Here is a 26,162-nt window from a genome sequence, read left to right on the forward strand (position 1 = left end):
GTGTCCTGTCATGGCGTCTGTCCGTTCAGGACGACGGGGACGGTGAAGGTGGCGCCCTGGCAGCCCGACGGCGTCGAGGCGCCCAGCGTCATGGCTCCCGGCACGGTGAGGGACACGTTCGAGGCGTTGGCAGCCAGGTTGATGGACAGACCCGTTGCCGAGACCGCGACCGGGGGTGCGGTGCACGTGCCCGAGCCTCCGGTGACCACCACCGGGCGGGCGGTGTCGAGGGTGATCGAGGTGACGCGGACCGGGAAACCGTTCGGGTTGGAGGCGACGAGGGCCAGCGCGACCGCCGGACCACCGGGGTACGCCGCCGAGGCCGGCGCCGTGGTGGCGCTGGTCGTGAGGGCCGTCGCGGTGCCTGAGGCAGCGGTGCCGGAGCCGGTCCCGCTCGAGGACCAGGCTGCGAACGCAGCGCCCCCGACGGCGGCGGTCAGCACGAGGGTGGTGGCGACGGCCACGGCGCTGCGCGCGGCACGCCCTCTGGTGATGGGTCGAGTGGTCACTGGTTGGTCGCCGATCCCGTGTAGGCGAGCTGGATCGTCACACCACGGCAGGCGTCCTGGCTGCGGGCAGCGTCGACGAAGGTGACGGTCGGGAGGGCCGACATCGGCACCCCGAGGCTCGTGAGCCTGGTGCTCGGCGATCCCGCCGGCACGGTGAGTGGGTAGGAGCCGGCGTACTGCCGGATCGCGAAGTCGGCCGCGGTGCAGCCCTGGACGACCGCGCCGTTGCGGGTCACCGACCCCAGGGTCACACCCAGGTTGGTGAGCTTGATCGCCTGGTTGTTCGGGTTGGTCACCGTGAGGTCGACCGGGCGCGCGGGTGCGCCGGGGTACAGCGCGCCGACGACGTCGCCCGCAAGCGCGAACGGCTTGGAGCTCTGCTTCGAGTCGACGACCAGGGAGGCCGAGGCGGACGACGTCGTCACGCCGGAACCCGCGGCGGTGACGCCGATCGCCGTGGTGCCGTCGGGGGTGGTGGAGGAGGTCGAGACCTGCAGGGTGGCGGTGCCCGACGTGCTGCCGGCGGGCAAGCTGCTCGGCGTGAGCGTCGCCTGCACCCCCTTGGGGAGCGACCCCGTGGTCCCCAGGGTGATCGCGCCCGTGTAGCCGTTGACGCGGCTGATCCCCACTGCGTACGTCGCGGTGGAGCCGGGTGCAAGGGAGACCGACGCCGGGGTGATCGCGACGGCCACCGCCGGCGGCGGCGTGGACACCACCACGGTGAGGTCGAGGGTGCGCTTGGTCGAGCCGTTGGTCCCGGTGACCGTGAACCCGTCACTGCCGACCGGGGTCGTGGCGGAGGTGGTGACGACCAGGGTCGACGAGACCGCCGAGCCGGTCGTGACCTCGACCGTGGCGGGGGTGAGGGTGGCCGTGGCACCGGCGGCGAGCCCGGTCACGCTGAGGGCGACCGTCCCGGTGAACCCCGACACGGGGGTGACGCTGAGGGCGTAGGTCGCCGGCTGCCCGCGCTGGACCGAGACGCTGAGCGGCTGGGAGGTGACGGTGTAGTCCTTGACCTTCGCGGCCACGACCTTGGCCCGGCCGAAGCCGGTCGTGGCGCCCGCTCCCGCGCCCGGCCACCGGCCGACCGCGACGGCGGCGACCAGCGCGCACAGAGCCAGCAGGGCAGCCGCCCTGGTGATGACTCGAGTGCTCATGAGGTTGCTCCGTTGCAGTCGGCCGGCGCACCGGCATGGGGGTCAGGCGAGGGTCACGCTCGGAATCAGCTGGCGTCGTAGGCCAGGTGCACCGTGGCGCCCTTGCACCCGTCCTGGTTCGCCGCCGTGTTGTTGAAGCCGAGCGTGGCGCCCGAGAAGGTGGTGGAGCCGCCCTTGGCCAGCTCGGCCGCGCCGACCGTCATGATCGGGTTGGACAGCGTGTAGTCGGACGCGTCACACGTGCCGGCCGGGGCGTCGAGCGCCTTCGTGACGGAGGCGATGCTGACGACGACCTGCGACACCATGGCCTTGCTGTCGGCGTTGTTCGTGACGGTGGCGGTGATCGCGGTGGCATCGATGCCGGGCGCCATGCCCGACGGCGCCGACGCCTGGGTGACGGTCAGGTTGGGAGCGCCAGTCGAGGTGGAGGCGGTGCCGCTGCCCATGCCCGTGGAGGACCAGTAGGCGAAGGCGGCGGTGCCGGAGCCGATGAGGACCAGGGCGGTGGCGCTGGCGGCGATCTTCTGACGACGAGAGAGGTGAGCCATGGTGTGTCCTTGTCTGGGTGGTGCCGATGTGGTGGGCGATCCGGCGGCCGACGAGGTCGTCGGTGCGGTCGCGGATCACCATCCGGTGGGACACACCACCGCGACAGGGACATGCGGGGCACCCCGTACGTTCGAGGACAGAAGATCAGCCGTGACGTAGGAACCGTCACCCTTGTGCTGTACGCCACTTGGTGGAGCCGCATCTCCACCACCTGCATGAGACCGGGCTCCGCCCGGCAGCGGGCTCAGTGGTGGACGGCGACCAGTACGCAGGTGCAGGCGACCGCCGAGAGGAGCAGCACGGCCGCAGGTGCGAGCGTCATGCGCAGCACCTCACCCGTACGCCGCGCGGCGCCCACTGCGCTCAGGCCCAGCAGGATCACCACCGGTGCCAGGGAGTTGCCGATGTTCCCCCCGGCGAGCTGGCCGGCCAGCAGGTCGGCCGGCGGCTCCCCGATGAGGTGGGCGACATCGGCCTGGAGCGAGGAGAACAGGGCGTTGGAGCTCGTGGTCGAGCCGGTGATGAACGACCCCAGGGCGCCGACGAGCGGCGCGATGGCCGGGTAGGCGCTCCCCGTCGCCACCGCGGCACCCTGCGCCACCGTGCGGACCATGCCGCTGTCGACGAGCACCCCGGCGACGGAGGCCAGCAGCACCACGGACGGCGAGGACTTCCAGGCCTGCTTGAGTGCCCCGCGCCACACCGGCCCCCAGGCGCCCCGCCTCCAGATGCCCCGGGTCGCCCAGACCGCCACGCTCCCGGCGCAGGCGATGAGCAGGAAGGTCCCCGGGTGCCCCAGCAGGGCGATCGGGTTGTAGACCGGGACCGCGTCGTTGACCGTCCCCTGGTGGGTGATGGTCCGGGGGAAGGACGGGCCGATGAGCAGGTGGCCCTTGGCCCACGACCGCAGCGCAGGTGGCAGGAAGACCGCCAGGGCGACGATGCCGAGCAGGGCGTAGGGCACCGCGGCAGCCCGGGCGCGCATGCGGGTGTACTCCGCGTCCTCCGCGGCCGTCGTGTCCGTGGCCGCCGCGTCCTCCGTGGCCGCCTCGGCCGTCCGGGCGGAGAACCGCCGCAGGACGAACACGACCGCCACACCCGACGCCCCGGCACAGAGGGCAGCGATCCCGGGCTCGAGCCGCGCGGCCCCGGCCTGGACCAGCGCCATCACCGGGCCCGCGGTGGCGAGCAGCCGCCACCCGCTGCGCAACCCGGCGAGCCCCCCGTCCATCAGCGCCACCAGCACCCCGGAGAGCACGCAGTTGACGCCGAGGAGCACTGCCGCCGAGGCGGCGTACGCGGCCCGGCCGGGGCTGTCGAGGTGCGCGGTGAGCGCGCCCATGTAGAAGGACGACCCCATCGAGCCGAAGCCCACCGCCCAGTGGTAGCCGACGAGCGGCAGGGCGACGGCCCGGGCCTTGCCGATGCCGAGGGCCACCAGCAGCGGTGCGGCGACGGCGATCGGGGTGCCGAACCCGGACACCCCCTGGATGAACGACGGCAGCACCCACGCCAGGAGCAGGACGTTCTCGGTGCGTCGCGGGAGCATCGTCGACAGCGCCTGGCCGAGCGCCTTCATCCCGACATGGGTGGCCAGGTGGTGCATGAGCAGTGCCGGCCAGATCACGTAGAGGATCCACAGCCCCACCCAGGCGCCCTTGCCGAGCCCGACCGCCACCGTGAGCCCGCCGGCACCGAACGCGAGGGCGGCCACGGCGACGCTGTAGGCGACGGTCACCGAGGCGTTGACGATCGTCGAGAACCGACCCCACAGGACGAGGGCGAGCAGCAGCACGACCGGGCTGACCGCGAGCGCCCACGTCAGGGGCGGCACGGCGGCGAGCGACTCGGCCTGTGCTGCGAGGGACGGCGAGGTCAGTGGCATAGATTGTCTTTCGTATACGGTCGGGATGGGAAAGCGTCGGCCGGCGAGCGAGGGAGACCGCGATGGCCACCGGGATGGGGCACACCATCGGGAGCCAGCACCTGGCCCTACGCGAGCAGGTGCTCGCCGAGCTGCGACGCAGGATCGTCGACGGCGACTACCCGCCGGGGCAGCGGCTCACGGAGGAGCGCCTCGCGGCGGACTTCGGGGTCTCACGCAACCCGGTGCGGGAGGCGCTGCGGATCGTCGAGGCCGACGGGCTCGTCACGATGATGCCCCGCCGCGGTGCGGTCGTGGCGACGCCCGACGCGTCGACCGTGGCCGACCTGTTCGCCGTGCGGTCCAGCCTCGAGACGGTGGCTGCCCGGATGGCTGCCGAACGCGTCACCCCGCAGGACGTCACCGCGCTGCGGTCACTGCTCGACGACGCGCGGCGCGCGACCGAGCAGGACGACCTGTCCCGCGTCGCCCAGCTCAACAGCGACCTGCACCTGCGGGTCATCGAGATCAGCGGAAACCGTTGGCTCTCCTCGATCTCCGCCGCGCTGTACCTGCACGTGCACTGGATCTTCCGCATCGGTGCAGCACACCGGGCGCCCCACTCGTGGCAGGAGCACATCCGGCTCGTCGACGCGATCGAGGCGGCCGACCCCGACGAGGCCGAGGCAGCCGCCCACGCCCACGTCGCGGCAGCAGCCCAGGCCGCGCTCGACAACCTCGACGCCGGCTGAGGCTCAGCGACCCACGGCATAGCCCTGCATCCCTCGGGGGTTCGCCCCGGCGCGCAGGAGCCCGGTGTCGGCGTCGCGGGTCACGGCACACAGCCGACCGAGGCTCCACGGGTCCGACACGCGCACGGTGTGGCCGCGCGACTCCAGCCCGGCGATGACGTCCCCGCCCAGCCGGTCCTCGGCGACGATGACGCCGGGCTCGCTCTGGCGGGGGAAGAACGAGCCGGGGAAGCTCGTGGTGTGCCAGGACGGGGCGTCGATGGCCTCCTGGAGCTCCTGCCCGCCCACGAGGTGGCGCAGGAGGAAGACGAGCTGCCACTGGTCCTGCTGGTCCCCGCCGGGTGAGCCGCACGCCATGTAGGGAACGCCGTCGCGCAGCACGAGGGTCGGGGTCAGCGTCGTCCGAGGACGGCGACCGGGGGCGAGCGAGGACGCCAGCCCCTCCTCCAGCCAGAACATCTGCATCCGGCTGCCGAGGCAGAAGCCCAGCTCCGGGATCGTCGGCGAGCTCTGCAGCCAGCCACCGCTCGGGGTCGCCGAGACCATGTTCCCCCAGCGGTCGACCACGTCCACGTGGCAGGTGTCGCCGCGCGTCGCCCCGGTGGGGGCGACGGTCGGCTCGCCCGTCGTGGCGTCGCCCTTCGCCTGCGGGGCACCTGCCCCTCTGACGTATGCCGCGACGGCGGGTTCGCGTCCGTCCGGGCTCCCGGGACGCAGGTCGAGCGACGCGGTCTCGCCGACGAGCCTGGCCCGCTCGGCTGAATACTCCTGCGAGAGAAGGGTTTCCAGCGGCACGTCCACGTCGCCGTACCAGGCCTCGCGGTCGGCGAACGAGAGCTTGAGCACCTCTGCGGCCGCGTGGATGCCGGCGACGGTCGAGGGGTCGAGGACCGCGGGGTCGTCGAGCGCGTCGAGGGTGCGCAGGGTCTGGAGCAGCGCGGGCCCCTGGCCCCAGGCGCGGGTCTTGGCGATGGTGTGCCCGTGGAACTCGATCGTCGCCGGTTCCTCCCACGTGGCGCTGAACGCGGCCAGGTCTGCGCCGGTGATGAGGCCGCCGTGCGCCTCGCCGCTGGAGTCGCGGAACGCCTTGCGGGAGAACGCATCCACGGCCTCTGCGACGAATCCCTCACCCCAGGCCCTGCGGGCGCCGTCGATCTGCGCCTCGCGGCTCACCCCGGCTGCCCGGCCCTCGGCGACGAGCCGCTCGAGCGTGTCGGCCCACGTCGGGTTCCTGAAGAGGGCGCCGGGCTCGGGGGCCTTGCCGTTCGCGAGCCACAGGTCGGCGGAGGTGTGCCAGTCCTCCTCGAAGAGGTCGCGCACCGTCTCCACCGTCGAGCTCACCCGGGCCAGGAGGGGGTGCCCGTGGCGGGCGTAGCCGATGGCCGGCGCCAGGACGTCCTCGAGCGAGCGGGTGCCGTGGTCGCGGAGCATGAGCAGCCAGGCGTCGACGGCGCCGGGGACGGCTGCAGCCAGCGGGCCCGACCCGGGCACCAGGTCGAGGCCCTCGGAGCGGTAGTGCTCGATCGTCGCCCCTGCGGGCGCGGGCCCCTGGCCGCACAGCACGCGCGGCGTGGGGTCGTCGGCGGTCGCGATGACGGCCGGCATGTCGCCACCGGGACCGTTGAGGTGCGGCTCGACGACGTGGAGCACGAAGCCGGCACACACCGCCGCGTCGAAGGCGTTGCCGCCCAGCTCCAGCTCGCGCATGGCCGCCTGCGAGGCGATCCAGTGGGTCGAGGAGACCATGCCGAACGTGCCCTCGAGGGTCGGCCTGGTGGTGAAGCTCATGCGGGACGTCCTGTCGTCGTGGCTGTCTTGCGGATGTCGGGACCGGTGCCATCGTCCTCGACGAGGTGGCACGCCACCGTCGCACCCCCGACCTCACGGAGCGCAGGCACCTCCTCGGCACAGCGGGGTACGGCGACGGGGCACCGGGTGTGGAAGCGGCACCCCGAGGGCGGGTCCATTGCCGACGGGAGGTCGTCGCCGAGCAGGACCGGGGTCCGCGCGCGCTGCTTCGCGGGGTCGGCCACCGGAGCCGCCGCGAGCAGGGCCTGGGTGTAGGGGTGGCGGGGGCGGGCGAAGACCTCCTCGCGGGTCCCCTGCTCGACGAGCTGGCCGAGGTACATCACCGCGATGTCGTCGGCGAGGTACTCCACGGCCGACAGGTCGTGGGTGATGAACAGGCACGCGAAGCCGATGTCGCGCTGCAGGTCGGCGAGCAGGTTGAGCACCGACGCCTGCACCGACACGTCCAGCGCGCTGGTCGGTTCGTCAGCCACCAGGAGGGTCGGCTCCGACATCAGGGCCCTGGCGATGCTCACCCGCTGGCGCTGGCCGCCGGACAGCTCGTGGGGGTAGCGCTTGGCCACCTCGGGCCGCAGGCCGACACGTCGCAGCCCATCAGTCACCCGTTGTGCACGGTCCTGTCGCGAGAGTCGGGACCCCTGCAGCCGCAACGGCTCTGCGACGACGTCACCCACGAGCATCCTCGGGTCGAGCGACCCTGCGGGGTCCTGGAAGACGATCGACACGTCGCGGCGGTGCCGGCGCATCTGCGACCGGGACAGGTGCGTGACGTCGGTGCCGGCGAGGCGCACCACTCCCCCGGTCGGCTCGACGAGCCGCACGATGCAGCGACCGACCGTCGACTTGCCCGAGCCGCTCTCGCCGACGAGGGCGGTCACCTGGCCGCGCCGGATCTGCAGGCTCACGCCGTCCACGGCGCGGACGGGTCCGTAGTGCATGGCGAGGTCCTCGAGCTCGAGGACCACCGGCTCTCCCTGCACCTGCTCCGGCACGTCGGGGTGGGGCGCGTCGTGGGTCGGGACGGTGCTCATGCGCGGTCCTCCGGGGTCTGGCGGGGGGTGTCCCCGCGCGGGTGCCAGCAGGCCACCACGTGCTCGAAGCCGTCCGGCCGGCCCTGCACCCGGGCTGCCTCCAGCGCCGGCGCGGAGGTGGTGCACCGCTCCGTCGCCGCCGGGCAGCGGTCGGCGAAGGTGCAGGCGTCGGGCTGTTCCGAGAGCACCGGCACCAGGCCGGGGATCTCCTGCAGGCGGTGCGTGCCCGCGTGCCGCCCGGGCGTGGGCGACGCCGACAGGAGCCCCGATGTGTAGTGGTGCTGTGGCCTGGCGAAGAGCTCGTCGACGCCGGCCCGCTCGACGACGCGACCGGCGTACATGACCACCACCCGGTCGGCGACGTCGGCGATGACGCCGAGGTCGTGGGTGATGACCAGGATGCTGGTCCCGAACCGGTCGCGCAGGCCACGGAGCACGTCGAGGATGCCGGCCTGCACCGTGACGTCGAGGGCTGTGGTCGGCTCGTCGGCGACGAGCACCTTGGGCTGGCAGGCGACCGCCATGGCGATCATGACGCGCTGGCGCATGCCCCCCGACAGCTGGTGGGGGTAGTGCTTCACGCGCTCCCGCGGGGACGGGATGCCGACGACCCCGAGCAGCTCGACGGCGCGCTCGAGCGCGTCCTTGCGGGACAGCTTCTCGTGGACCTGGAGCACCTCGGTGATCTGGCGCCCCACGGTCAGGACGGGGTTCAGCGAGGACATCGGCTCCTGGAAGATGTAGGCGATGTCGCGTCCCCGGGCGGCGCGCAGGACGTTCGGCCTGGCACCGACGAGCTCGGTGCCGAGCAGGCGGACCGAGCCCTCGATCCGGGCGCTGCGCGGCAGCAGGCCGGCCAGGCTCATCGCGGTCACGGACTTCCCGCAGCCGGACTCGCCCACGATGCCGACGATCTCGCCGGGCGCCAGGGTCAGGTCGACGCCGTCGACGGCCGAGACGGTCCCGGACTCGGTGGCGAACCTGACCCCCAGACCGGCGACCTCCAGGACGGGAGCCGTCCCGGTGTCCTGGGTGGGGGTGGTGGCGGTGGCGGTCATCGTCGGCTCGCCTTCGGGTCGAGGGCGTCGCGCAGGCTGTCGCCGAACACGTTGAACGCCAGGGCCAGCAGCATGATCGCGAGGCCGGGCAGGACGGCTGCCCACGGGGCGCGGGCGGCGAACTGCTGGGCGTTGGCGAGCATGGTCCCGAGGCTCGGTGACGGTGGCTGGATACCCAGCCCGAGGAAGGACAGCACGGCCTCGCCGAGGATCGCGGCGGGGATGGCCACGGTGGCCTGCACGAGGACCACGGACGTCGCGTTGGGGAGGATGTGGCGACGCAGCACCCACAGGTCGCTGGCGCCGTCCACCACGGCGGCGGCGACGAAGTCGAGTCCCTTGAGCCGCAACGCATCCGACCGCACGACCCGGATGACACCGGGGATCTGCGCGATGCCGATGGCGACCGCGGCGTTGCCGAGGCTCGCCCCGCGGATGGCCGCGAAGCCGACCGCGAGGATGAGGAACGGGAAGGCCAGCAGCAGGTCGGTCAGCCGGGAGATGACGGCGTCGGCGGCCCGGAAGTAGCCGGCGGCGAGGCCGAGCGGCACACCGATGACGAGCGCCGTGAACACGGCCAGCGCGGCCACCTCCAGCGAGGCCCGGCTCCCGAGGATGATGCGCGACAGCACGTCGCGCCCGAGGTCGTCGGTCCCCAGCAGGTGCCCGGCGGTACCGGGCGGCGCCAGGGTGTTGGCGAAGTCGGTCTGCTCGGGGGCGTACGGCGCGATCCACGGGGCGAGGACCGCGACCACGATCGCGACGGCCAGGACGGCGAAGCTCACCACCGCCAGGGGGTTGCGGCGCAGGCGGCGCAGGACGCGCGACCCCTGCGAGGCCTCGGCACCCGGCGTGGCGACGGGGTCCGGGCCCGCGGGTGGGGCCGCGGGCGGCAGGGCGGTGTCGACGCTCATGAGGCCTCCCCGGTGACGCGGACCCGCGGGTCGATCACGGAGTAGAGCAGGTCGACCGCGAAGTTGATGACGATGTAGGCGGTCGCCGTCACCAGGACCACGGCCTGGATGACGGGGTAGTCGCGCTGGAACACGGCGTCGATCGTCATCTTCCCGAAGCCGGGCAGCCCGAAGATCTGCTCGGTGACGACGGCACCGGAGATCAGGCCGCCGAGCTGGAGGCCGACGATGGTGACAACGACGATGAGGCTGTTGCGCAGCGCGTGGCGGCGCACGACGACGCGGGGGCGCAGCCCCTTGGCCTCGGCGGTGCGCACGTAGTCGGTCGACAGCGAGTCGAGCATCGACGACCGGGTCTGCCGCATGATCACCGCCGACAGCCCGGTGCCGAGGATCAGCGCCGGCAGGATCACGTGGTGCAGGTTGCCCACCGGGTCCTCGCCGAGCGGCACGAACCCCGAGGCGGGGAACAGGCCGGTGGCCACGGACAGGTAGAGGATCGCGACGAGTCCCAGCCAGAAGTGGGGCACCGACAGGCCGAGGAGCGCGAACGCGTTCGCCACCCACTCGGCCGGCCGGCCGCGCCGTACCGCTGCCACGACACCGGCACCCACACCGAGCACCACGGCGATCGCGATGGCGAGCAGGGAGAGCTCGAGGGTCACCGGCAACGCGGTCCGCAGCATGTCGTTGACGCTCTGGCCGGTGCGCACCGAGGTGCCCAGGTCGCCCCGCACGGCGTTGCTCACGAAGTGCCAGAACTGCAGCGGCAGGGGCTGGTCGAGGCCGTAGCGCTCCCGGATGGCGGCCAGGGCCTCCGGGGTCTGGTCCTCACCCGCGAGGGCGAGGGCCGGGTCCCCGGGGAGGGCCCGGACACCGAGGAACACGACCACGGTGGCGAGGACCAGGGTCACCAGCGACTGCCAGGCCCTGTTGAGCAGGTAGCTGCGCACAGCGGCTACTTGGCCATCCCGGCGAAGCCGAGCCGGACCACGCCGTCGGGGAAGACCTGGACGCCCTTGACCGACGTCGAGACCCCGGTGAGGTTGCGCTGGCGGTAGAGGTAGATCAGCGGGTCGTCCTGGTGCAGCTTGTCGATGACCTGCCCGTAGAGGTCCTTGCGCTCGGCCAGGTCATTGGACTCGCGCGCCTTGTCGAGCAGCCCGTCGACGGTCTTGTCGCTGTAGCCGGCGACGTTCTGGCTGCCGCCCGTGCCGACGAAGTTGGTGATGTTGGCGTCCGGGTCGATGCGGCCCGACCAGCCGAGCTGCAGCAGCGAGAACTCACCCCGGTCCTGCTGGTCGAGCAGCGAGGCGTACTCCACCGGCTTGATCTGCAGGTCGAAGCCACCCTCCTTGACCATCGACTGCAGGGCCTGGGCCAGGCGCAGGCTGTCGGGGTTGTTGGAGGTGATCATCTCGATCTTGAGCGGCGTGGTGACGCCGGCCTCCTTGAGCAGCTGCTTCGCCTTGGCGGGGTCGTGCGGGGTGCACTTCTGCGCCGCCTCGGTCGAGAACTCGCTCTTGGGCGAGATCGGCGAGCAGGCGACGGTGTTGAAGTCGTTGAAGACGACCTTCACCAAGCCGGCCCGGTCGATGGCGAGCTCGAACGCCTGCCGGATGCGCGGGTCCTTCGCCTCGGGGTTGTCGAGCTGCTTGAGCGGGTTGCCGATGCCGGAGGAGTTGGCGATGTTGAACGTCACGCCCTGGTAGCCCAGCGACTGTGACTGCAGCACCTGCAGGTCCTTCTCCTTCTGCAGCGCCGGGACGTCCTGCGCCGACAGGGAGTCGGCGACCTGCACGTCACCGGAACGCAGGTTGGCAGCGCGGATGCTGGCGTCGGTGATGATCCGGTAGGTCACCTTGTCGAAGTGGACCTTGTCGGCGTCGTAGAACTTCGGGTCCTTGACGAGCTCGATGGAGTTCTGCGGGACGCGCTTGGAGAACTTGAACGGCCCGACGCACACCGGGGCCGTGGCGAACTTGTCACCGAGCGCCTTCGCCGCCTTCGGGCTGACGATCATGCCGGCGCGGTCGGTGAGCGCGGCGGTCAGCGGCGCGAACGGCTTGGACAGGGTGACCACCACGGTCTTGGAGTCCTTGGCGGTGACGTCGGTGATCGGGCCGAGCTCGCTCTTGCGGCCCGAGCCGTCGATGGTGAGCTCGCGGTCGATGGTGGCCTTGACCGCCTCCGCGTTGAACGGCGTCCCGTCGGCGAACTGGATGTCGTCACGCACGGGGATGGTGACCGTCTTGCCGTCGGCGCTCGTGGTCGGCAGGGCGGTGGCCAGCTGCGGCACGACCTTGGCGTCCTGGTCCACGTCGTAGAGCTTCTGGCACATGGCGTGGAAGACATAGCGGGAGTAGAGGCTTCGAGACAGCGCCGGGTCGAGCTGGTCGGGCTCGGCGGACAGCGCCATGACGAGGTCGCCTCCGTCCTTGACCTGCCCGGCCGCCGCCGGCTCGCCGAACGAGTCCTGACCCGTGGCGCCCCAGGAGGCGGACGAGCCGGAGCCGGAGGACGGCTGGACCGCGCTGCAGCCCGCGGCGGCCAGGGACATCGCCGCGACGAGGGCGACGTGGTGGGCGCGGACCCGTGGCGTCGGGTGCTGGCGGGGATCGGGCGTACGGCGCAGGACGGTGCGGATGGACATGTGCGCTCCCAGGGGGTGTGGGCCGGATTCGCAGGATCGTATCCTGTATACAGTCCACTGGACAGGGATGAGTCGTCACTTTTTCCACGATTCGGACACCCGCGGGCCCCGCCACGGGCCCCGCTGCGCGCCCTCCCCGACCTTCGTCCTCGCCGACCTTCGCCCTCGCGCCTTCAGGCGAGGTGGTCGCGGGCCCAGAGGGCGGCGCTGGTGCGGTCGACGACGCCGATCTGGCGGAAGACCCGGCCGAGGTGGGCCTTGACCGTGCGCTCGCTGATGCCCAGGGCGCGACCGATCTGCTTGTTGGCCAACCCCTGGGCGACGAGCCGGAGGACCTCCCGCTCACGCGGGCTCAGCCCGTCACCGGACTGCTCCCCCGCGGTCGGCAGCAGCACCCGGGCGACGCGGGGGTCGAGCGGGGCGTGCCCCGCCGCGGCGGACCGGACGGCAGCGAGGAGCTCGGCCGGTTCGCCGTCCTTGAGCTGGTAGCCGACCGCCCCCGAGCGCAGAGCGGCGTTGACGCGGTCACGGTCGCTGAACGAGGTCAGCACGACGACCTTGCTGTCGGGGGCGACGGCCAGGACCTCCCGGGTCGCCTCGGCGCCGTCCATGACCGGCATGGACAGGTCCATGAGGACGACGTCGGGCTGGTGGTCCAGCGCTGCGGTCACCGCCTCGCGGCCGTCAGGGGCCTGCCCGACGACCGTGATGTCACCGCTCGCCTCGAGCAGGGCACTGAGCCCGCTGCGCACCATGGCGTGGTCGTCGACGACGAGGACCCGGATCACGCGACACCTCCCGGGACGAGCGCGAGGCGCCAGTGTGTCCCGGCGCCGGGCGCGGACGCCACCTGGAGGGTCGCCCCGGCATCCGTGGCGAGGTCCGCGAGCACCCGCAGCCCGAAGTGGCCATCCACCGGGCGCTGGAGCAGTGCGGTGTCGAACCCCGGGCCGTCGTCGACGACGTCGAGCACCACCTCGCCGCCGTCCCGGGCCAGTGAGACGCTCACGGTGCACGGTGCGGCGTGCTTGGCGGCGTTGCGCAGGCACTCCTGGGCGACGCCGTAGACGAGCCGCTCCTCGCTCTCGCTCAGCCCGAGGTCCCGCTCCGAGTCGGTGTCGAGCTGGACCGCCAGGCCACGGCCGGTGGCGGACTCGGCGAGGTCGGCGAGCGCCGTACCCAGCCCCGCACCCGCGAGGCTCGGCGGGTAGATGTCGACGAGCAGCGAGCGCAGGACGCGGATGTTGCCGCGGACCGAGGCAGCCAGGCCCTGCAGCTCCCCCGCCGTCCTCGCGTCACCGGCCGACTCGGCGCGGGCGGCCGCACCGGCGGCGACGAAGGCCGAGGCGACGAGGTCCTGCACCGGTCCGTCGTGCAGGGTGCCGGCGATGCGGCGGCGCTCGGCGTCCGACGCCGCGACCGTCCGCTCGAGCAGCCGCTCACGATGGCGCTGCGCGTCGGCGAGGCGACGGAGCAGCCGCCACAGGATGGGCGCCATGAGCACGACCAGCAGCAGGAGGCTGCTGAGGGTGACACCCGAGAACCCTCGCCACAGCTGGGAGGAGCGCTGCTGCACCGAGTCGTAGGGCGAGTAGGTCTCGAAGAGCAGCTGGCGGCCGTCGGGGGTCCAGACGGGCCGGTAGACCTCGAGCAGCCGGCCCCCGGTCTCGAACTGGTTCTCCGAGCCGTCGAGGTGGGACACCTCGGCCTTGGTCTGCGGGTGGGCCAGGGCCGCCCGCTGGTCCTCGCTGAGGGGGAAGGTGCGGCCCACGAGCTGCGGCTCGTCGGCGTACACGACCCGCCCGTCCGGCGACCACAGCTTGACCCGGACGATCCGGGGACCGAGCACCCGCTCGCGCACCGTGGCGTCGAACGCGGCCACGGTGGCTGCGTCGCCGTCGGCCAGGGCGTCACTCAGGGCCGGTGAGATGACGGCCTCGGCCAGCACGTCGGCAGTGTTGGCGGCGTCGTTGACGGCCTCGCGTTCGGCAAGACGTTGGGCGGCAAGGGATCCCAGCACACCGACGACGGCGAGCACCGCGACGAGCCCCGCGACCAGCTGGAGCAGGACGCGTCGCGGGCGGACCGGCGCGTCCGTGGCGGCCTGCACCGCCGGGCGGGACACCGTCACCCAGGGCACGGCCGCGGCCGTCTCGGGCGGCGAGGGGTGCGCCGAGACGGTCTGGCTGCTGGGGGTCGTGGTCACTCAGTCGTCGCTTCCGTGGCCGCCGTGGTCGTCGCCGCCGCCGTGGTCGTCGCCGCCGCTGCCGCCGCGGTCGTCACCGGGCTCGGTGCGCTGGTCACGCGGGGTGTCACCACCGTGGTCGTCCGCCGTCGCGGAGGCACTGCTCGAGGTCGAGGTGGACGTGCTGCCGGACGTGGACGTGCCGCTCGAGGAGTGGCCGGAGTGCCGGGTGCTGCTCGAGGACCGGGTGGACGTCGCACTGCCGCCGTGGTCGTCGCCGGGCTCGGTGCGCTGGTCGCGCGGGGTGTCACCACCGTGGTCGTCGACGCGGGTGGTGCTCGTCGCGGTGGGGAGGTGTCGGGTGGTGGTGGACGCCGGGCGGGACGGCGTCGAGTCCTCCGACGTCGGGAGCGTGGCGACCTGGCCGCTGGCGGGGACCCGGACCGGGACCGCCTGGGAGAACGACGCGTTGCCCCACAGGCCCGCTGCGGCCGGGCCGAGGGCCGCGGCGAGGGCGGCGAGGGTGATGAGAGTGCGCTTCATGGGAGTTCCTTCCGGGAACAGTGTGACGGGTGGGTGGTGGCGCGATGGCCCTATCCGGGGAAGACGACGACGGCGGAACAGGTCTCACCGGTCGACGCCGTGCGGGCGGTGGCGGTGATGCGGTCCGTGCCGGCCCGGTTGGTCAGCAGCCGGGCGACCGAGAACGACCCGCTCGGCGCCACGGTCGTGCGGCTGCCCGACCAGACGAGCACGCCGTTGTCGTGGAGGCGGACGGCGAACGCCTGCCCGGCCCGGTTGGTGTCGACCTCGAGCTCGGTCTCGATGCGACCGTTGTCCGCCTTGGCCTTGAGCTTCCAGGCGCTGCCCTGGGAGCAGGTGCCCTGGGCCCGGACCTCGAGTCCCTTGGCGCTGGCGGGCTGGGCGCCGACGGTGGCGGCCAGGGCCAGTCCGAGCGCGACCGCACCGACCTTCACCCCGGTCCTCGTGGAGCTGTTCATCGCTTCGTCCCCTTCGTGGTGGCCACCACCTGTGGCCGTGCGACCACTGTGCGGTCGCGCCATGGACGCGCGGTATTGGGCGATGGTCGTAGTACCTCCCGCGGCCACACGCGAAAGCGCCGGCACCCCGGGTGGGGTGCCGGCGCCGTACCGGTCTCGGACCGCGGGGACGCTCAGGCCTCCTGGCGGTCGGCGTTGGCGTAGATGGCGTCGCGCACGTAGCGGGACATGCCCGGACGGATCTCGTCGTAGGAGGCCTCGTAGCGAGGGTCGCTCGTGTAGAGGTCGGCGAGGTTGCGGTGGAACGCCGGTGAGCAGTCGTAGAACCGGCTCGTGATGTGCTGCCGGTGCATCTCGGCGGCGTCCATCGCGGCCTCGCTCGTGGGCGGCTCCCCCGAGTCCATGGCGTCGGTGAACGCCTTGTGCAGGGCGTCGGTCTCCGCCTTGACCTCGACCCAGTCGGCCTTGGTGAAATGCTTGGTGCGCTCCTGCGACTGCTTCCAGGCGTCGGTGTCACCCCACCGCTGCTCGGCCTCCTGCTGGCCGTCGTGGAACCCCTCCCCGAAGAGCTCCTTCATGTCCTCGGGGGTGGCTGGCTGGTTGTTCATCTCTCGCTCCAGTGCTCGGTCTATGGCCACGACGAGGTCGCGCATCTCGTCCAGCCGGGACATGACCGCTGCGCGTTGGCGACGCAGGTGCTGGGCCACGCTCTCGGGGTGCTCGAGGACGAGGGCGACCTCCTCCAGGGTGAACCCCAGCCGCCGGTAGACCACCACGTGCTGCAGTCGCGCGAGGTCGTCCGGCGTGTAGAGCCGGTAGCCGGCCGGCGAGCGTTCGCTCGGCGTGAGCAGCCCGATCTCGTCGTAGTGGTGCAGGGTGCGCACCGTGAGGTCGAGCTGGTCGGCCACCTGGCCCACGGTGAGGGTGGTCAGCTGCGTGCCATCGGTCATGTCGACCACTGTGGCCCCTCCCGTGGCGTGAGGGTCAAGCCCTGCCCGGCGAGGACCCTCAGACGTCCTCGCGGGAGCGGCGGCGCGAGCGAAGCCAGGCGCCGAGGCCGTTGCGGGCGGTGCCCCAGATGCCGTGGCGGAAGGCGAGCACGATGACCACGAAGATCGCGCCGGTGATGATCCCGATGCCGTTGAACCCCGAGGAGGCCAACCGGTCCTCGAGGAGGACGACGAGCGCCGCACCGACCGGTCCTCCCCACAGCGTGCCGATGCCGCCGAGGACGGTGACGAGCACGACCTTGCCGGAGGTGGTCCAGACCAGCTCCTGGAGCGAGGCGAACCCGTGGCTCACCGAGAAGACACCGCCCGCGAGACCCGCGAGTCCCGCCGACAGGACGAACACCATGATCTTGTAGCGCTCGACGTCGTAGCCGAGGGCACGGGCGCGGGCCGGGTTGTCACGGATGGCGACGAGCACGCGGCCGAACGGGCTGTTGACGATCCGCCAGGCCAGCAGGACCCCGAGCAGGATGATCGGGATGGCCGCGTAGTAGAAGTAGAAGGCGTCGCCGTTGATGAGGTCTGTCATCCCGCCGAGGTTCTTCGGGATGCCCTGCAACCCGTTCTCGCCGCCGGTGACGTCGCGCCACTGGTTGGCGATGAAGTAGACCATCTGCGCGAACGCCAGGGTGACCATGGCGAAGTAGATGCCCGTGCGCCGCACCGCGAGGTAGCCGGTCGGGACGGCGAGCACCATGGCAGCGACCGCGCCCCCGAGCACGGCGACCGGGAACGGCAGGCCGACGTGGGTCGCGATGAGCCCGGTCGTGTATGCCGACGTGCCCCAGAAGGCGGCGTGCCCGAAGGACAGCAGCCCGGTGTAGCCGAGCAGCAGGTCGACCGAGATGGCGAACAGCGCCCAGGCGGCGATGTCCATGGCCACCGGCGGGTAGATGTACCAGGGCAGGGCGAGGACGACGAGAAGCCCCACACCGAGGCCGACCCAGCGCAGGGCCGGGCGGCGGGCGGTCAGCGAGGGCTCCGTGGGAAGCTCGACGTCGACCTTGGACACCAGCTGCTGGCTCATGATGCGGCCTCCTCGCGACCGAACAGGCCCGAGGGCCGGACCAGGATGACCACCGCCATGAGCACGAAGATCAGCACCTGGCTGAACGACCCGGCGTATCCCTGGCCGTAGGCCTCGACGAGTCCGACGAGGAAGCCCGCCACGACTGCTCCGAGGATGGACCCGAGGCCGCCGATGACGACGACCGCGAACAGGATGATGATGAAGAAGCTGCCCATGTCGGCGTTGACCGAGCCGGTCGGCGCCCGCAGCACACCGGCCAGGCCGGCGAGCGCGATACCGAAGCCGAACACCGGGGTGACCCAACGGCCCACGTTGATGCCCAGGGCGCGGGAGCGCTCGGCGTCCTCGGTGGACGCGCGCACGATCATGCCGACGCGGGTCCGGGTGAGCAGCAGCCAGACCGCCAGGCAGAGCACGACGGAGAAGGCTGCGACGAAGATCTGGTAGCTGGACAGCGACACGCTGCCGATATCGACGCGGCCCTCGAGGCCCGCGGGGAGCTCGTAGGCCAGCGACGAGACGCCGTAGCGGCGCTTGACGAGGTCGACGAGGAACAGCGTGATGCCGAACGTCAGCAGGAAGTTGTACAGCGGGTCCAGCCGCAGCAGCCACCGGACGAGCAGGCGCTCCATGAGGACGCCGAACACGAACATCGCCAGCGTGACGATCGGCAGGGCGGCCCAGAAGCCGAGCCCGGTCGCGTCGAGCAGGACCGCGGCGCCGACGGCACCGAGCATGTAGCAGGCGCCGTGGCTGAAGTTGACCACGCCGAGGACACCGAAGATGACCGCCAGGCCGAGCGCGGCGAGCGCGTAGAACCCGCCGAGCGCGAGGCCCTGGAGGGTGTACTGGATGAATGCCGTCATTGCTCTTCCGGTTCGTCGGGGGCGGTCGGCGAGGGTGTGCCTGCGGGGTGGAGCCGGCCCCGGCGGGTGGGGGTCTCCCGCCGGGGCCGGGTCGTCACATCTTGCAGTCGGACGACGGCGGTGCGTAGGCCTCGCTGGCGGGGATCGTCTTGACGACCTGCTCGAGGTCCCACTCCTCCTTGACCTGGTCCTTGCTCTTGACCTTGACCTGGTAGACGTCGTGGATGACGTTGTGGTCGGCCGCACGGACCTCGCCGTTGCGCAGGAACATGTCGTTGATCTTCTTGCCCTCGAGCTGCTTGACCACGGCGTCGCTGTTGTCGGTGCCGGCCGCCTGGACCGCCTCGAGGTAGTTCATCGCGGCGGAGTAGTTGCCGGCGTGGGCGAACGAGGGGCGCACCTGCGTCTTGGCCATGAACTTGTCGGCCCAGTCACGGTTCTGCTTGTCGAAGTTCCAGTACCACGCGTCGGTGAAGGTGGTGCCCTTGAACTGGTCGACCCCCAGGCTGTGGACGTCGGTGATGAACATGAGGCCGACGGCGAGCTTGGTGGTGCTGGCCACCCCGGACTGGTTGAACTGCTTGATGAAGTTCACCAGGTCGCCACCTGCGGCCATGATGCCGATGACGTCCGGCTTGGACGCGGCGGCCTTGGTGATGAACGTGGCGTAGTTGTCGTTGGGGAACGGCGTGGCGATCGACTGCTGCACCGTGCCGCCGGCGCGCTCGACGGCCGCGGTGTAGGACTTGGTCATGTCCTGGCCGAAGGCGTAGTCGGGGTAGACGATCGACCACTTCTTGCCGCCGGACTGCACCGTGGCGGCACCGTTGCCCGAGGCGAGCATGTAGGTGTCGTAGGCCCAGTGGAACGTGTAGTTGTTGCACGACTTGCCGGTCAGCGCGGTGGTGCCTGCGCCGATGTCGATGAAGAGCTTCTTCTTCGCCTTGGCCTGGGTCGCGACCGCGAGCGCCGCCGAGGAGGTGGGGACGTCGAGGATGATGTCGGCCTTGTCGCGGTCGTACATCTCCTGCGCCTTGGTGTTGGCGATGTCGGGCTTGTTCTGGTGGTCGGCCTGCACCACCTCGATGTCCTTGGCCACGGCCTTGTCGCCGTACTTGGCCTTGTAGTCCGCGACGGCCATCTCGATGGCGACCTTGGAGTTGGGGCCGGACAGGTCCTTGTAGACACCGGACTGGTCGTTGAGCAGGCCGAGGACGACCTTGCCGTCGCTGATCTTGCCGCCGCTCGAGGCGGGGCCGCCTGCACCGCAGGCGGCGAGCACGAGGCTGCCGCTGACGGCGGTGGCCATCAAGGCCAGGGTCTTCTTGCGCTGCATGTCCCCTCCTGGGGTGTTGGTCGTGCCGGGTCGTTCGGGTGGCGTGGTCACATGCCGAGGTACTCGAGGAGCTCGGTGGTGCGGGACTGGAAGCTGGCGTTGTCGAGCGACTCCACGACGCGGCCCTGGGCGAGCAGGTAGTGGCGGTCCGCGACGGTCGAGGCGAAGGTGACGTTCTGCTCGACGAGCAGGACCGAGACGCCCTGGGCCTTGATCTGGCGGATGATCTCCCCGATGCGCTGGACGATGACCGGCGCCAGGCCCTCGCTGGGCTCGTCGAGGAGCAGGAGCCTGGAGCCCATCCGCAGCACCCGGGCGATGGCGAGCATCTGCTGCTCGCCGCCGGAGAGCTTGGTGCCGGGGAAGTCGCGGCGCTCGTGCAGGACGGGGAACTGCTCGTAGACCTGGTCGAGGCTCCACGCGTCGGCCTTGCTCGTCACCGGCGGGAGGGTGAGGTTCTCGGCGACGGTCAGGGTGGCGTAGATGCCTCGGTCGTCGGGCACCCAGCCGAGGCCGGCCCGGGCGCGCTTGTCCGGCGAGGCCTTGCCGAGGTCGGCGCCGCCCCAGGTGACGGTGCCCTCGACGTGCCGGTGCAGGCCCATGACCGAGCGCAGGAGCGTGGTCTTGCCGGCGCCGTTGCGGCCCACCAGCGTGACGACCTCGCCGGGCTCGACCCGCAGGTCGACGGCGGACAGGACCTTGGCCTCGCCGTACCAGGCGGAGAGCCCCGAGACCTCCAGGGTGTGGTCAGACATGCTGTTCTCCGGCCTGCCCGAGGTAGGCGGTGATGACCTTCTCGTCGTTGCGGACCTTCTCGTAGGTGCCCTCTGCCAGGACCTGGCCCGACTGCAGGACGGTCACGGTGTCGGCGAGCGAGCCGACCACGTGCATGTTGTGGTCGACGAAGACGACCGTCCGGCCGTCCGACACCTTCTTGACGAGGGCGATGGTGCGGTCGACGTCCTCCAGCCCCATGCCGGCGGTGGGCTCGTCGAGCAGCAGCAGCCGCGGGTCCAGGGCCAGCGCGAGCGCCAGCTCGAGAGCGCGCTTCTGCCCGTAGGCGAGCGAACCCGCGGCCGCACCCGAGCGGTCCGCCAGCCCGACCTGGTCGAGGAGCTCGAGGGCGCGGGGGCGGAACTGGCGCATCTGCTTGGACGAGCGCCAGAACCGGTAGCCGAGGCCCGTCGGCGAGGCGAGCGCGAGCTCGACGTGGTCGACCGCGCTCATCTGGTCGAAGAGGCTGGTGATCTGGAACGAGCGGGCGATGCCGAGGTGCGCGATCTGCTCCGGCTGCATACCGGTGATGTCGCGGCCGCCGAGCAGGATCTCCCCCGAGGTCGGCGCGAGGAACCCCGTGAGCAGGTTGAACAGGGTGGTCTTGCCGGCCCCGTTGGGTCCCACGAGCGCGTGCACGGTGCCCTCGACGACGCTGAGGCTGACGTCGGAGACGGCGCGGAAACCGCGGAACTCCTTGGTCAGGTCGCGGGTCTGGAGCAGCACTCCTGCTGCCCCCGGGACCTCAGGGCTGGCCTGGGTGGGCACCGGCACCTCCTCGTGCGGCTGGGTGCGACGCAGCGGACGCCGTCGCGGTTCTGCAGAACCCTAGGCCCGGGCCGGAGCCGCTGACATGGCCCCCATCGACACAGACTCCCCACCAACCATGTCCGGACGGCACATAGGACGAACCGGGTCATCACCCCCGCACCCCGGCGTTTGCCCCTGGTCAGAGGTAGGGCGCCCAGCCCCTGCTGACGGTCACGGCGCTGCTGAACGTGCCGTTGCCCCAGCCCTTGTAGACCCGCAGCGTGCCGTCCATGGTGATCGCACCGAGGTCGACCCGCCCGTCGCCGGTGACGTCCCGCGCCGAGAACAGCGCGCCGAGCCCTCCCCAGCCCGAGCCGACCTTCCGCTTCGGGGTGAAGGTGCCCTTGCCCGTACCGGGGAAGATCCACAGCACGCCGGCGGAGTCGACACCGAGCAGGTCCGCACGACGGTCGCCGGTGACGTCCGTCGCCGCGAAGACCGTCTGCATCGTGCTCCAGCCGGTGGCGATCCGGGTGCCGTAGGAGTAGCCGCCCGCACCGTCGCCCCGGTAGAGGTAGGCGGTCCCGCCCGGCGTCACCGCGACGATGTCGGCCTTGCCGTCACCGGTGAAGTCCGAGCTCCCGTCGATGAACCGCATGTTCCAGCCGGGGCCGACCGGCGTGATCCCGACGTACGTGACGTTCCAGGCGAGGTGCATGGCTTGGAGGTTGGTGTCCGAGGACACGGTGAGGAAGGTCGCGTGGCCGTCCAGGCGCGTACCCGGGAACGGCCGCTGGTCGCCGACATCGACGACGGACTTCCCCGCCCCGAAGGTGGCTGGTCCGGTGGCCCGGTAGATCCGCACCAGTCCGTCGGGCAGGTGGGCGACCAGGTCGGGCCGCCCGTCGTTGTTGACGTCTCCGGCGCTGAAGACGTTGCCGCTGAGCACGGGCGTGACCGTGCGGGCCAGCGCCTTGCCGTCACCCGCGCTGCTCTCCGGTGTCACCGAGACGCGGTAGGTGGTGCCGTTGCGCAGCCCGGGCACAACGAGCCTGCCTTCGGCGCCCGATCCCCGGACGGTGGTGACCTTCGTGTTGCCGGAGGTGACGTCAACCCGCACCCCGGCCGTGCCCGCGGAGGTCGCGGTCCAGGCGACCTCGGCCGACTGAGGGCGAGGACGCACCCGGACGTCGGGGGCAGCTGGTACGACCCGGACATCGGCCGCGGCGAAGTCGACCGTGTGGGTACCACTGACCTTGGTCACCGAGTTGTAGGTCGACCCGTCCCGCCGGTACTCCACGGGGTTCGACATCTTGTCGCTGAGCGCGACGCGCGTCAGGCGGTACACGCCAACCGACGGGATGGGGAGGACCGCCGACCCGGACAGCGGGAGCACACGCGGGTAGCCCGTCACCTCCTGGGCCCGGCAGGTCTCGACGGCGTTGGGACCCGTGTAGCAGAGGTAGGCCGTGTACAGGCCGTCGGCGGAGTCGGTGGCGGTGTACGCCACGGCCACGGCGGAGGTCGCACCCTGCACGACCTTGGTCGAGCCAGGGACGACGCTGCGCAGCTGCGGCGGGTCGATGTCCATGGTCGAGCCACTCGCTGTGAACGTCATCGTGGAGAAGTCGAGGGAATGCTTCCTCGGCCCGGTGGCGGAGCCCCCCAAGCTGACCCAACCGTCCGGCCGGTAGGTGGCCTGGTTGCCCACCGAGTCGACGGCGACGAGCCCTCGCAGTCGGTAGGTGGAGTCGTAGGCGGTCGGAACCGCCACGCTCGCCCGCCCGGCTGCGAGCTGGGCGGCGTCCTTGACGACGGCCGTCAGGAGCCGGCCCTGCGCCGCGGCGGCATCGGGGCCGAACTGGAACTCGAGTCGTGCGAGCGGGTGGACGTCGGTGGCCTCGAAGGTGAGATCGAGAGTCTGGTCAGGCACGTGGACCGCTGGCGAGGCGACCGCGGCCGCCGTGACGACCGGGGCCTCGGGGTCGAACACCGAGCCGGAGACATCGACACCGACGGCGGAGAAGTCCTGGTGGCCCGTGCAGTAGCTCTCCTGCACGGTGCTGTCGCACACGATCGTGCCGAGGTAGGGCGTCGGGACGTAGACCTGCCGCACCCTCCAGTGCCCGTTCTCCGCCCCGTCCTTGATCGCGTAGGCGGTCGTGCCGGTGTACTGCCCGGGACCGTCGTCGGCCATCTCGAGCTGCACGGTCCTGGGTCGCCCGGACGGCTCGACGAATGTGACCTGGGCGTACGAGGGGCGGTCCGGCCCGGCGACCCGGATCTGGAGGCTCGTGGTGCCCGGGACGGTGACGGCGGAGGGCGTCGTCGACAGCGAGACCACGGTGGGGGGCACCGGGTCGGCTGCCTGCGCGGACCCGGGCACCAGCAGCGCGGCGGTCAGCGCTCCGACGACGACCGCCACGAGGTGGCGGCGCGGGCGCGGTGTACTGAAGGAGGTGGTCATGACGCGTCCTCAGAGGTAGGGGGCCCAGCCGGAGCTGACCGCGACGGCGCTGGAGAAGGTGCCGTCGCCGCGGCCCTTGTAGATGCGAAGGGTCCCGGTGCTCGTGATCGCGCCGAGGTCGACCCGCCCGTCTCCGGTGACGTCCCGCGCCGAGAACAGCGCGCCGAGCCCTCCCCAGCCCGAGCCGACCTTCCGCTTCGGGGTGAAGGTGCCCTTGCCCGTACCCGGGAAGATCCACAGCACGCCGGCGGAGTCGACACCGAGCAGGTCCGCACGACGGTCCCCGGTGACGTCCGTCGCCGCGAAGACGACCCGCATCGTCGCCCAGCCCGACGCGATCCGCGTCCCGTGGGTGAAGCTCGCGTTGGCGTCGCCCCGTCCCCGGTACAGGTAGCCGTAGCCGCTCGACGTCACGCCGACCGCGTCGGCGATGCCGTCACCGGTGAAGTCGGCATGGCCATCGAGGAAGCGCAGACCCCACCCGGGCGCCACCGGTCCGCAACAGCTCTCGTCACCGGCGCGGTCGAGCCCGTACCCGTAGAGCCAGCTGTCGCTGTTGACGACCGCGAGGAAGCCCGGTCGGGAGTAGTAGGTCCCGCCGGGGAAGATGCGCGCCTCCGGGTCGGAGGTGATCAGGGTGGCCAGCCTGCCGTACCCGAACGTCGCGGCGCCGGTACCCCGGTAGAGCCGCACCTCGTCCGTGGCCGGGTTGAAGGCCAGCAGGTCGTTGCGGCCGTCGCCGTTGACGTCCCCGGCGGAGCTGACGTTGGTCGACATGACCGACGTGCTGCTGGCCGCCGGTGCGACACGCACGTGGCGCACCACGTGGACACGCGGGTCGGCCGCGCCCGTCGAGGCGACGAACGCCCCCACCACCGCGACCACCCCGACGAGCCGATGCCTGATCGACCGCACGGAACTCCCCCTCACCGCCGACACGACCCTGCCCACACGACGGCCGAAGAATAGGACGAATCGCCCCACGCAGGAGGCCGATCACCACAACCTGCTCGATCACGCAGCGGCGGGTGAGGTCGAGCGCCAGCCCGAGCTGTCCGCCCGCTCAGTGCCAGCGGTCGGGGTGGACGTCTCCCGGCACGTCGGAGGCGGGGTCGTACGGCGTGCGGCTGAAGCGGAACGACCCCAGGTCGAGGTGACCCACGCGGCCGTCCGCGTCACGGACCGCGACGAGCGGCTCGCCCTCGTGGTAGCCGTCGAGGCCGACCCACCCCGCACCGATCGGGCGGAAGCGCGAGCCGCGGTGCATCCCGGGCTCGCCCAGCACGAGGACCCCGTCGGAGGCCAGCCGCAGGGTGTACGCCGTCGTGCCCCAGTACCAGTCGCCGACCAGCTCCAGCCCGCTCACCTGCTCGGCGTCGGCGGTCCACGGCGTCGGCAGGTGGGGCTCGTGCTCGGCCAGCAGGGCGACCAGGTCGCCGGCGACGCCGACGGGACCCATGCCGGAGGTGGCGTTGGCGAAGGCGACGGCCCCGTCACCGGTCGCCCGATCGACCCGCAGCCCTGCGAGGAACCCCGGCATGGAGCCACCGTGACCTGCGAACCGGCGCCCGTCGACGTTCCACACCTGGAAGCCGAGGCCGTGCGCGCCGGTCCACGCCGCACCGGGGGTGTCGTTGACCGCGATCGGCAGGCACATCTCGTCGAGCGTCTCGGTGGAGAGCAGACCGGCGGTCTCGCCGGCGAGGAAGACGGCCCACCGGGACAGGTCCTCGACGGTCGACCACAGCTGGCCGGCGGGGGCCATGGAGACGGCGTCGTGCTCGGGCTCGACGTGGACCAGGTCGGCGAGCGGGTGGACACCCCAGCCGGGGGCGCTGGGGGCCTGCGGCCGGGTGGTCGTCCGGGTCATGCCCAGTGGCTCGAGCAGCTGGCTGCGCACCGCCTCGTCCCAGGCGACGCCCCGCAGGCGGGCCACGAGCTCGCCGAGCACGGCATACCCCACGTTGGAGTAGTGGAACCGCGCCCCGGGCCGGAACCGCAGCTGTGGCCGGCTGGCCAGCAGGTCCGACCACTCGCCGCCCTGCGTGCGCTCCCACCAGGGGCCGCTGGTCTCGGCCTGCAGGCCCGAGGAATGCGACAGGAGCTGGGCGACGGTGACGTGCCCGAACTCGGACGAGGACGCCTCCGGCAGGTGCGTGTCGACCCGGTCCGACAGGTCGAGGGCACCCGCGTCGCGCAGGCGCATGACCTCGACCGCGACGAACGTCTTGGTGATGGACCCGATGCGGTACTGAGTCCCCGTCGTCGCGGGCTCGCCGTCGGAGCGCCCGGAGAGCGTGCCCACCGCGTCGGACCAGACCAGCCCACCCGCGCGGACCAGTCCCGCGGCGACGGAGGGGAGGCGGCCGGTCGACTGCTCCTGCACCAGGCGGCGGCGCAGGGCGGCGGTGGTCGCGGGCTGCAGGGTCACTGCGTCAGGCACT

24 protein-coding genes are annotated in these 26,162 nt (G+C 71.9%); 1 reads left to right on the forward strand and 23 read right to left on the reverse strand.

What is annotated here, in order from left to right:
• Positions 1–8 precede the first annotated feature (8 nt).
• The 4 genes from ABEA42_RS01695 to ABEA42_RS01710 all read right to left on the reverse strand — a co-directional run bounded on the left by ABEA42_RS01695 (position 9) and on the right by ABEA42_RS01710 (position 4,103).
• Positions 9–509, reverse strand: coding sequence for a hypothetical protein (locus ABEA42_RS01695; protein ID WP_345500714.1), 501 nt, complete (start codon positions 507–509; stop codon positions 9–11).
• Complete coding sequence (locus tag ABEA42_RS01700; RefSeq protein ID WP_345500715.1) at positions 506–1,669, reverse strand: COG1470 family protein; 1,164 nt, start codon at positions 1,667–1,669, stop codon at positions 506–508. The genes ABEA42_RS01695 and ABEA42_RS01700 overlap by 4 nt, the downstream gene beginning before the upstream one ends.
• Positions 1,670–1,734: 65 nt before the next feature.
• A complete protein-coding gene (locus ABEA42_RS01705) occupies positions 1,735–2,217 on the reverse strand; it encodes a hypothetical protein (protein WP_345500716.1) in 483 nt (160 codons plus the stop codon).
• 245 nt (positions 2,218–2,462) lie between these two features.
• On the reverse strand, positions 2,463–4,103 hold the full coding sequence (locus tag ABEA42_RS01710) for an L-lactate permease (RefSeq protein ID WP_345500718.1): 1,641 nt from the start codon (positions 4,101–4,103) through the stop codon (positions 2,463–2,465).
• Positions 4,104–4,165: 62 nt separating this feature from the next.
• Between ABEA42_RS01710 and ABEA42_RS01715 the strand changes: the two genes are divergently transcribed.
• Entirely contained in the window at positions 4,166–4,834 is a 669-nt protein-coding gene (locus tag ABEA42_RS01715) for a GntR family transcriptional regulator (RefSeq protein ID WP_345500719.1), read from the forward strand.
• A 3-nt stretch (positions 4,835–4,837) separates the two neighbouring features.
• On the opposite strand, the gene ABEA42_RS01720 is transcribed toward ABEA42_RS01715, so the two are convergent.
• The 19 genes from ABEA42_RS01720 to ABEA42_RS01810 form a co-directional block, all read right to left on the reverse strand.
• On the reverse strand, positions 4,838–6,622 hold the full coding sequence (locus tag ABEA42_RS01720; RefSeq protein WP_345500720.1) for a gamma-glutamyltransferase family protein: 1,785 nt from the start codon (positions 6,620–6,622) through the stop codon (positions 4,838–4,840).
• Complete coding sequence (locus ABEA42_RS01725) at positions 6,619–7,674, reverse strand: ABC transporter ATP-binding protein (protein ID WP_345500721.1); 1,056 nt, start codon at positions 7,672–7,674, stop codon at positions 6,619–6,621. The genes ABEA42_RS01720 and ABEA42_RS01725 overlap by 4 nt, the downstream gene beginning before the upstream one ends.
• Positions 7,671–8,732 (reverse strand): ABC transporter ATP-binding protein, encoded by a 1,062-nt coding sequence (locus tag ABEA42_RS01730; protein ID WP_345500722.1) that lies wholly within the window; start codon positions 8,730–8,732, stop codon positions 7,671–7,673. Before ABEA42_RS01730 ends, ABEA42_RS01725 begins: the two co-directional genes overlap by 4 nt.
• Complete coding sequence (locus tag ABEA42_RS01735; protein ID WP_345500724.1) at positions 8,729–9,646, reverse strand: ABC transporter permease; 918 nt, start codon at positions 9,644–9,646, stop codon at positions 8,729–8,731. Before ABEA42_RS01735 ends, ABEA42_RS01730 begins: the two co-directional genes overlap by 4 nt.
• Positions 9,643–10,599, reverse strand: coding sequence for an ABC transporter permease (locus ABEA42_RS01740; protein WP_345500726.1), 957 nt, complete (start codon positions 10,597–10,599; stop codon positions 9,643–9,645). Before ABEA42_RS01740 ends, ABEA42_RS01735 begins: the two co-directional genes overlap by 4 nt.
• Before the next feature lie 5 nt (positions 10,600–10,604).
• Entirely contained in the window at positions 10,605–12,299 is a 1,695-nt protein-coding gene (locus ABEA42_RS01745) for an ABC transporter substrate-binding protein (RefSeq protein ID WP_345500727.1), read from the reverse strand.
• A gap of 173 nt (positions 12,300–12,472) precedes the next feature.
• Entirely contained in the window at positions 12,473–13,087 is a 615-nt protein-coding gene (locus ABEA42_RS01750) for a response regulator transcription factor (RefSeq protein ID WP_345500729.1), read from the reverse strand.
• A complete protein-coding gene (locus ABEA42_RS01755; protein ID WP_345500731.1) occupies positions 13,084–14,505 on the reverse strand; it encodes a sensor histidine kinase in 1,422 nt (473 codons plus the stop codon). The genes ABEA42_RS01750 and ABEA42_RS01755 overlap by 4 nt, the downstream gene beginning before the upstream one ends.
• Positions 14,506–15,027, reverse strand: coding sequence for a hypothetical protein (locus ABEA42_RS01760; protein WP_345500733.1), 522 nt, complete (start codon positions 15,025–15,027; stop codon positions 14,506–14,508).
• A 50-nt stretch (positions 15,028–15,077) separates the two neighbouring features.
• Complete coding sequence (locus tag ABEA42_RS01765) at positions 15,078–15,485, reverse strand: hypothetical protein (protein WP_345500735.1); 408 nt, start codon at positions 15,483–15,485, stop codon at positions 15,078–15,080.
• A gap of 173 nt (positions 15,486–15,658) precedes the next feature.
• Complete coding sequence (locus ABEA42_RS01770) at positions 15,659–16,435, reverse strand: MerR family transcriptional regulator (protein ID WP_345500737.1); 777 nt, start codon at positions 16,433–16,435, stop codon at positions 15,659–15,661.
• A 58-nt stretch (positions 16,436–16,493) separates the two neighbouring features.
• Positions 16,494–17,522, reverse strand: a complete 1,029-nt coding sequence (locus ABEA42_RS01775; RefSeq protein WP_345500738.1) for a branched-chain amino acid ABC transporter permease — start codon at positions 17,520–17,522, stop codon at positions 16,494–16,496.
• Positions 17,519–18,391, reverse strand: coding sequence for a branched-chain amino acid ABC transporter permease (locus tag ABEA42_RS01780; RefSeq protein ID WP_345500740.1), 873 nt, complete (start codon positions 18,389–18,391; stop codon positions 17,519–17,521). Before ABEA42_RS01780 ends, ABEA42_RS01775 begins: the two co-directional genes overlap by 4 nt.
• A gap of 94 nt (positions 18,392–18,485) precedes the next feature.
• The gene (locus ABEA42_RS01785; protein ID WP_345500742.1) at positions 18,486–19,727 is read right to left on the reverse strand and encodes an ABC transporter substrate-binding protein; all 1,242 of its coding nucleotides are present in this window, start codon (positions 19,725–19,727) and stop codon (positions 18,486–18,488) included.
• Positions 19,728–19,774: 47 nt separating this feature from the next.
• On the reverse strand, positions 19,775–20,482 hold the full coding sequence (locus ABEA42_RS01790; RefSeq protein ID WP_345500744.1) for an ABC transporter ATP-binding protein: 708 nt from the start codon (positions 20,480–20,482) through the stop codon (positions 19,775–19,777).
• Positions 20,475–21,269 (reverse strand): ABC transporter ATP-binding protein, encoded by a 795-nt coding sequence (locus ABEA42_RS01795; RefSeq protein ID WP_345500745.1) that lies wholly within the window; start codon positions 21,267–21,269, stop codon positions 20,475–20,477. Before ABEA42_RS01795 ends, ABEA42_RS01790 begins: the two co-directional genes overlap by 8 nt.
• Before the next feature lie 181 nt (positions 21,270–21,450).
• Complete coding sequence (locus tag ABEA42_RS01800) at positions 21,451–23,718, reverse strand: FG-GAP-like repeat-containing protein (RefSeq protein ID WP_345500746.1); 2,268 nt, start codon at positions 23,716–23,718, stop codon at positions 21,451–21,453.
• Between the two features lie 9 nt (positions 23,719–23,727).
• The gene (locus ABEA42_RS01805; protein ID WP_345500747.1) at positions 23,728–24,633 is read right to left on the reverse strand and encodes an FG-GAP repeat domain-containing protein; all 906 of its coding nucleotides are present in this window, start codon (positions 24,631–24,633) and stop codon (positions 23,728–23,730) included.
• Between the two features lie 148 nt (positions 24,634–24,781).
• Positions 24,782–26,161 (reverse strand): serine hydrolase domain-containing protein, encoded by a 1,380-nt coding sequence (locus ABEA42_RS01810; protein WP_345500748.1) that lies wholly within the window; start codon positions 26,159–26,161, stop codon positions 24,782–24,784.
• Position 26,162: the final 1 nt, after the last annotated feature.

Source organism: Pedococcus ginsenosidimutans, assembly GCF_039544395.1.
In the GTDB taxonomy this organism is placed as follows: Bacteria; Actinomycetota; Actinomycetes; order Actinomycetales; family Dermatophilaceae; genus Pedococcus; species Pedococcus ginsenosidimutans.

Bases quoted from the DNA above. Each gene is read 5' to 3' on its own strand.
- ABEA42_RS01715 (WP_345500719.1), top strand. From the start codon at position 4,166: ATGGCCACCGGGATGGGGCACACCATCGGGAGCCAGCACCTGGCCCTA.
- ABEA42_RS01800 (WP_345500746.1), bottom strand. From the start codon at position 23,718: ATGACCACCTCCTTCAGTACACCGCGCCCGCGCCGCCACCTCGTGGCG.
- ABEA42_RS01705 (WP_345500716.1), bottom strand. From the start codon at position 2,217: ATGGCTCACCTCTCTCGTCGTCAGAAGATCGCCGCCAGCGCCACCGCC.
- ABEA42_RS01790 (WP_345500744.1), bottom strand. From the start codon at position 20,482: ATGTCTGACCACACCCTGGAGGTCTCGGGGCTCTCCGCCTGGTACGGC.
- ABEA42_RS01710 (WP_345500718.1), bottom strand. From the start codon at position 4,103: ATGCCACTGACCTCGCCGTCCCTCGCAGCACAGGCCGAGTCGCTCGCC.
- ABEA42_RS01700 (WP_345500715.1), bottom strand. From the start codon at position 1,669: ATGAGCACTCGAGTCATCACCAGGGCGGCTGCCCTGCTGGCTCTGTGC.
- ABEA42_RS01735 (WP_345500724.1), bottom strand. From the start codon at position 9,646: ATGAGCGTCGACACCGCCCTGCCGCCCGCGGCCCCACCCGCGGGCCCG.
- ABEA42_RS01785 (WP_345500742.1), bottom strand. From the start codon at position 19,727: ATGCAGCGCAAGAAGACCCTGGCCTTGATGGCCACCGCCGTCAGCGGC.
- ABEA42_RS01760 (WP_345500733.1), bottom strand. From the start codon at position 15,027: ATGAAGCGCACTCTCATCACCCTCGCCGCCCTCGCCGCGGCCCTCGGC.
- ABEA42_RS01730 (WP_345500722.1), bottom strand. From the start codon at position 8,732: ATGACCGCCACCGCCACCACCCCCACCCAGGACACCGGGACGGCTCCC.
- ABEA42_RS01745 (WP_345500727.1), bottom strand. From the start codon at position 12,299: ATGTCCATCCGCACCGTCCTGCGCCGTACGCCCGATCCCCGCCAGCAC.
- ABEA42_RS01725 (WP_345500721.1), bottom strand. From the start codon at position 7,674: ATGAGCACCGTCCCGACCCACGACGCGCCCCACCCCGACGTGCCGGAG.
- ABEA42_RS01775 (WP_345500738.1), bottom strand. From the start codon at position 17,522: ATGAGCCAGCAGCTGGTGTCCAAGGTCGACGTCGAGCTTCCCACGGAG.
- ABEA42_RS01720 (WP_345500720.1), bottom strand. From the start codon at position 6,622: ATGAGCTTCACCACCAGGCCGACCCTCGAGGGCACGTTCGGCATGGTC.
- ABEA42_RS01780 (WP_345500740.1), bottom strand. From the start codon at position 18,391: ATGACGGCATTCATCCAGTACACCCTCCAGGGCCTCGCGCTCGGCGGG.
- ABEA42_RS01765 (WP_345500735.1), bottom strand. From the start codon at position 15,485: ATGAACAGCTCCACGAGGACCGGGGTGAAGGTCGGTGCGGTCGCGCTC.
- ABEA42_RS01770 (WP_345500737.1), bottom strand. From the start codon at position 16,435: ATGACCGATGGCACGCAGCTGACCACCCTCACCGTGGGCCAGGTGGCC.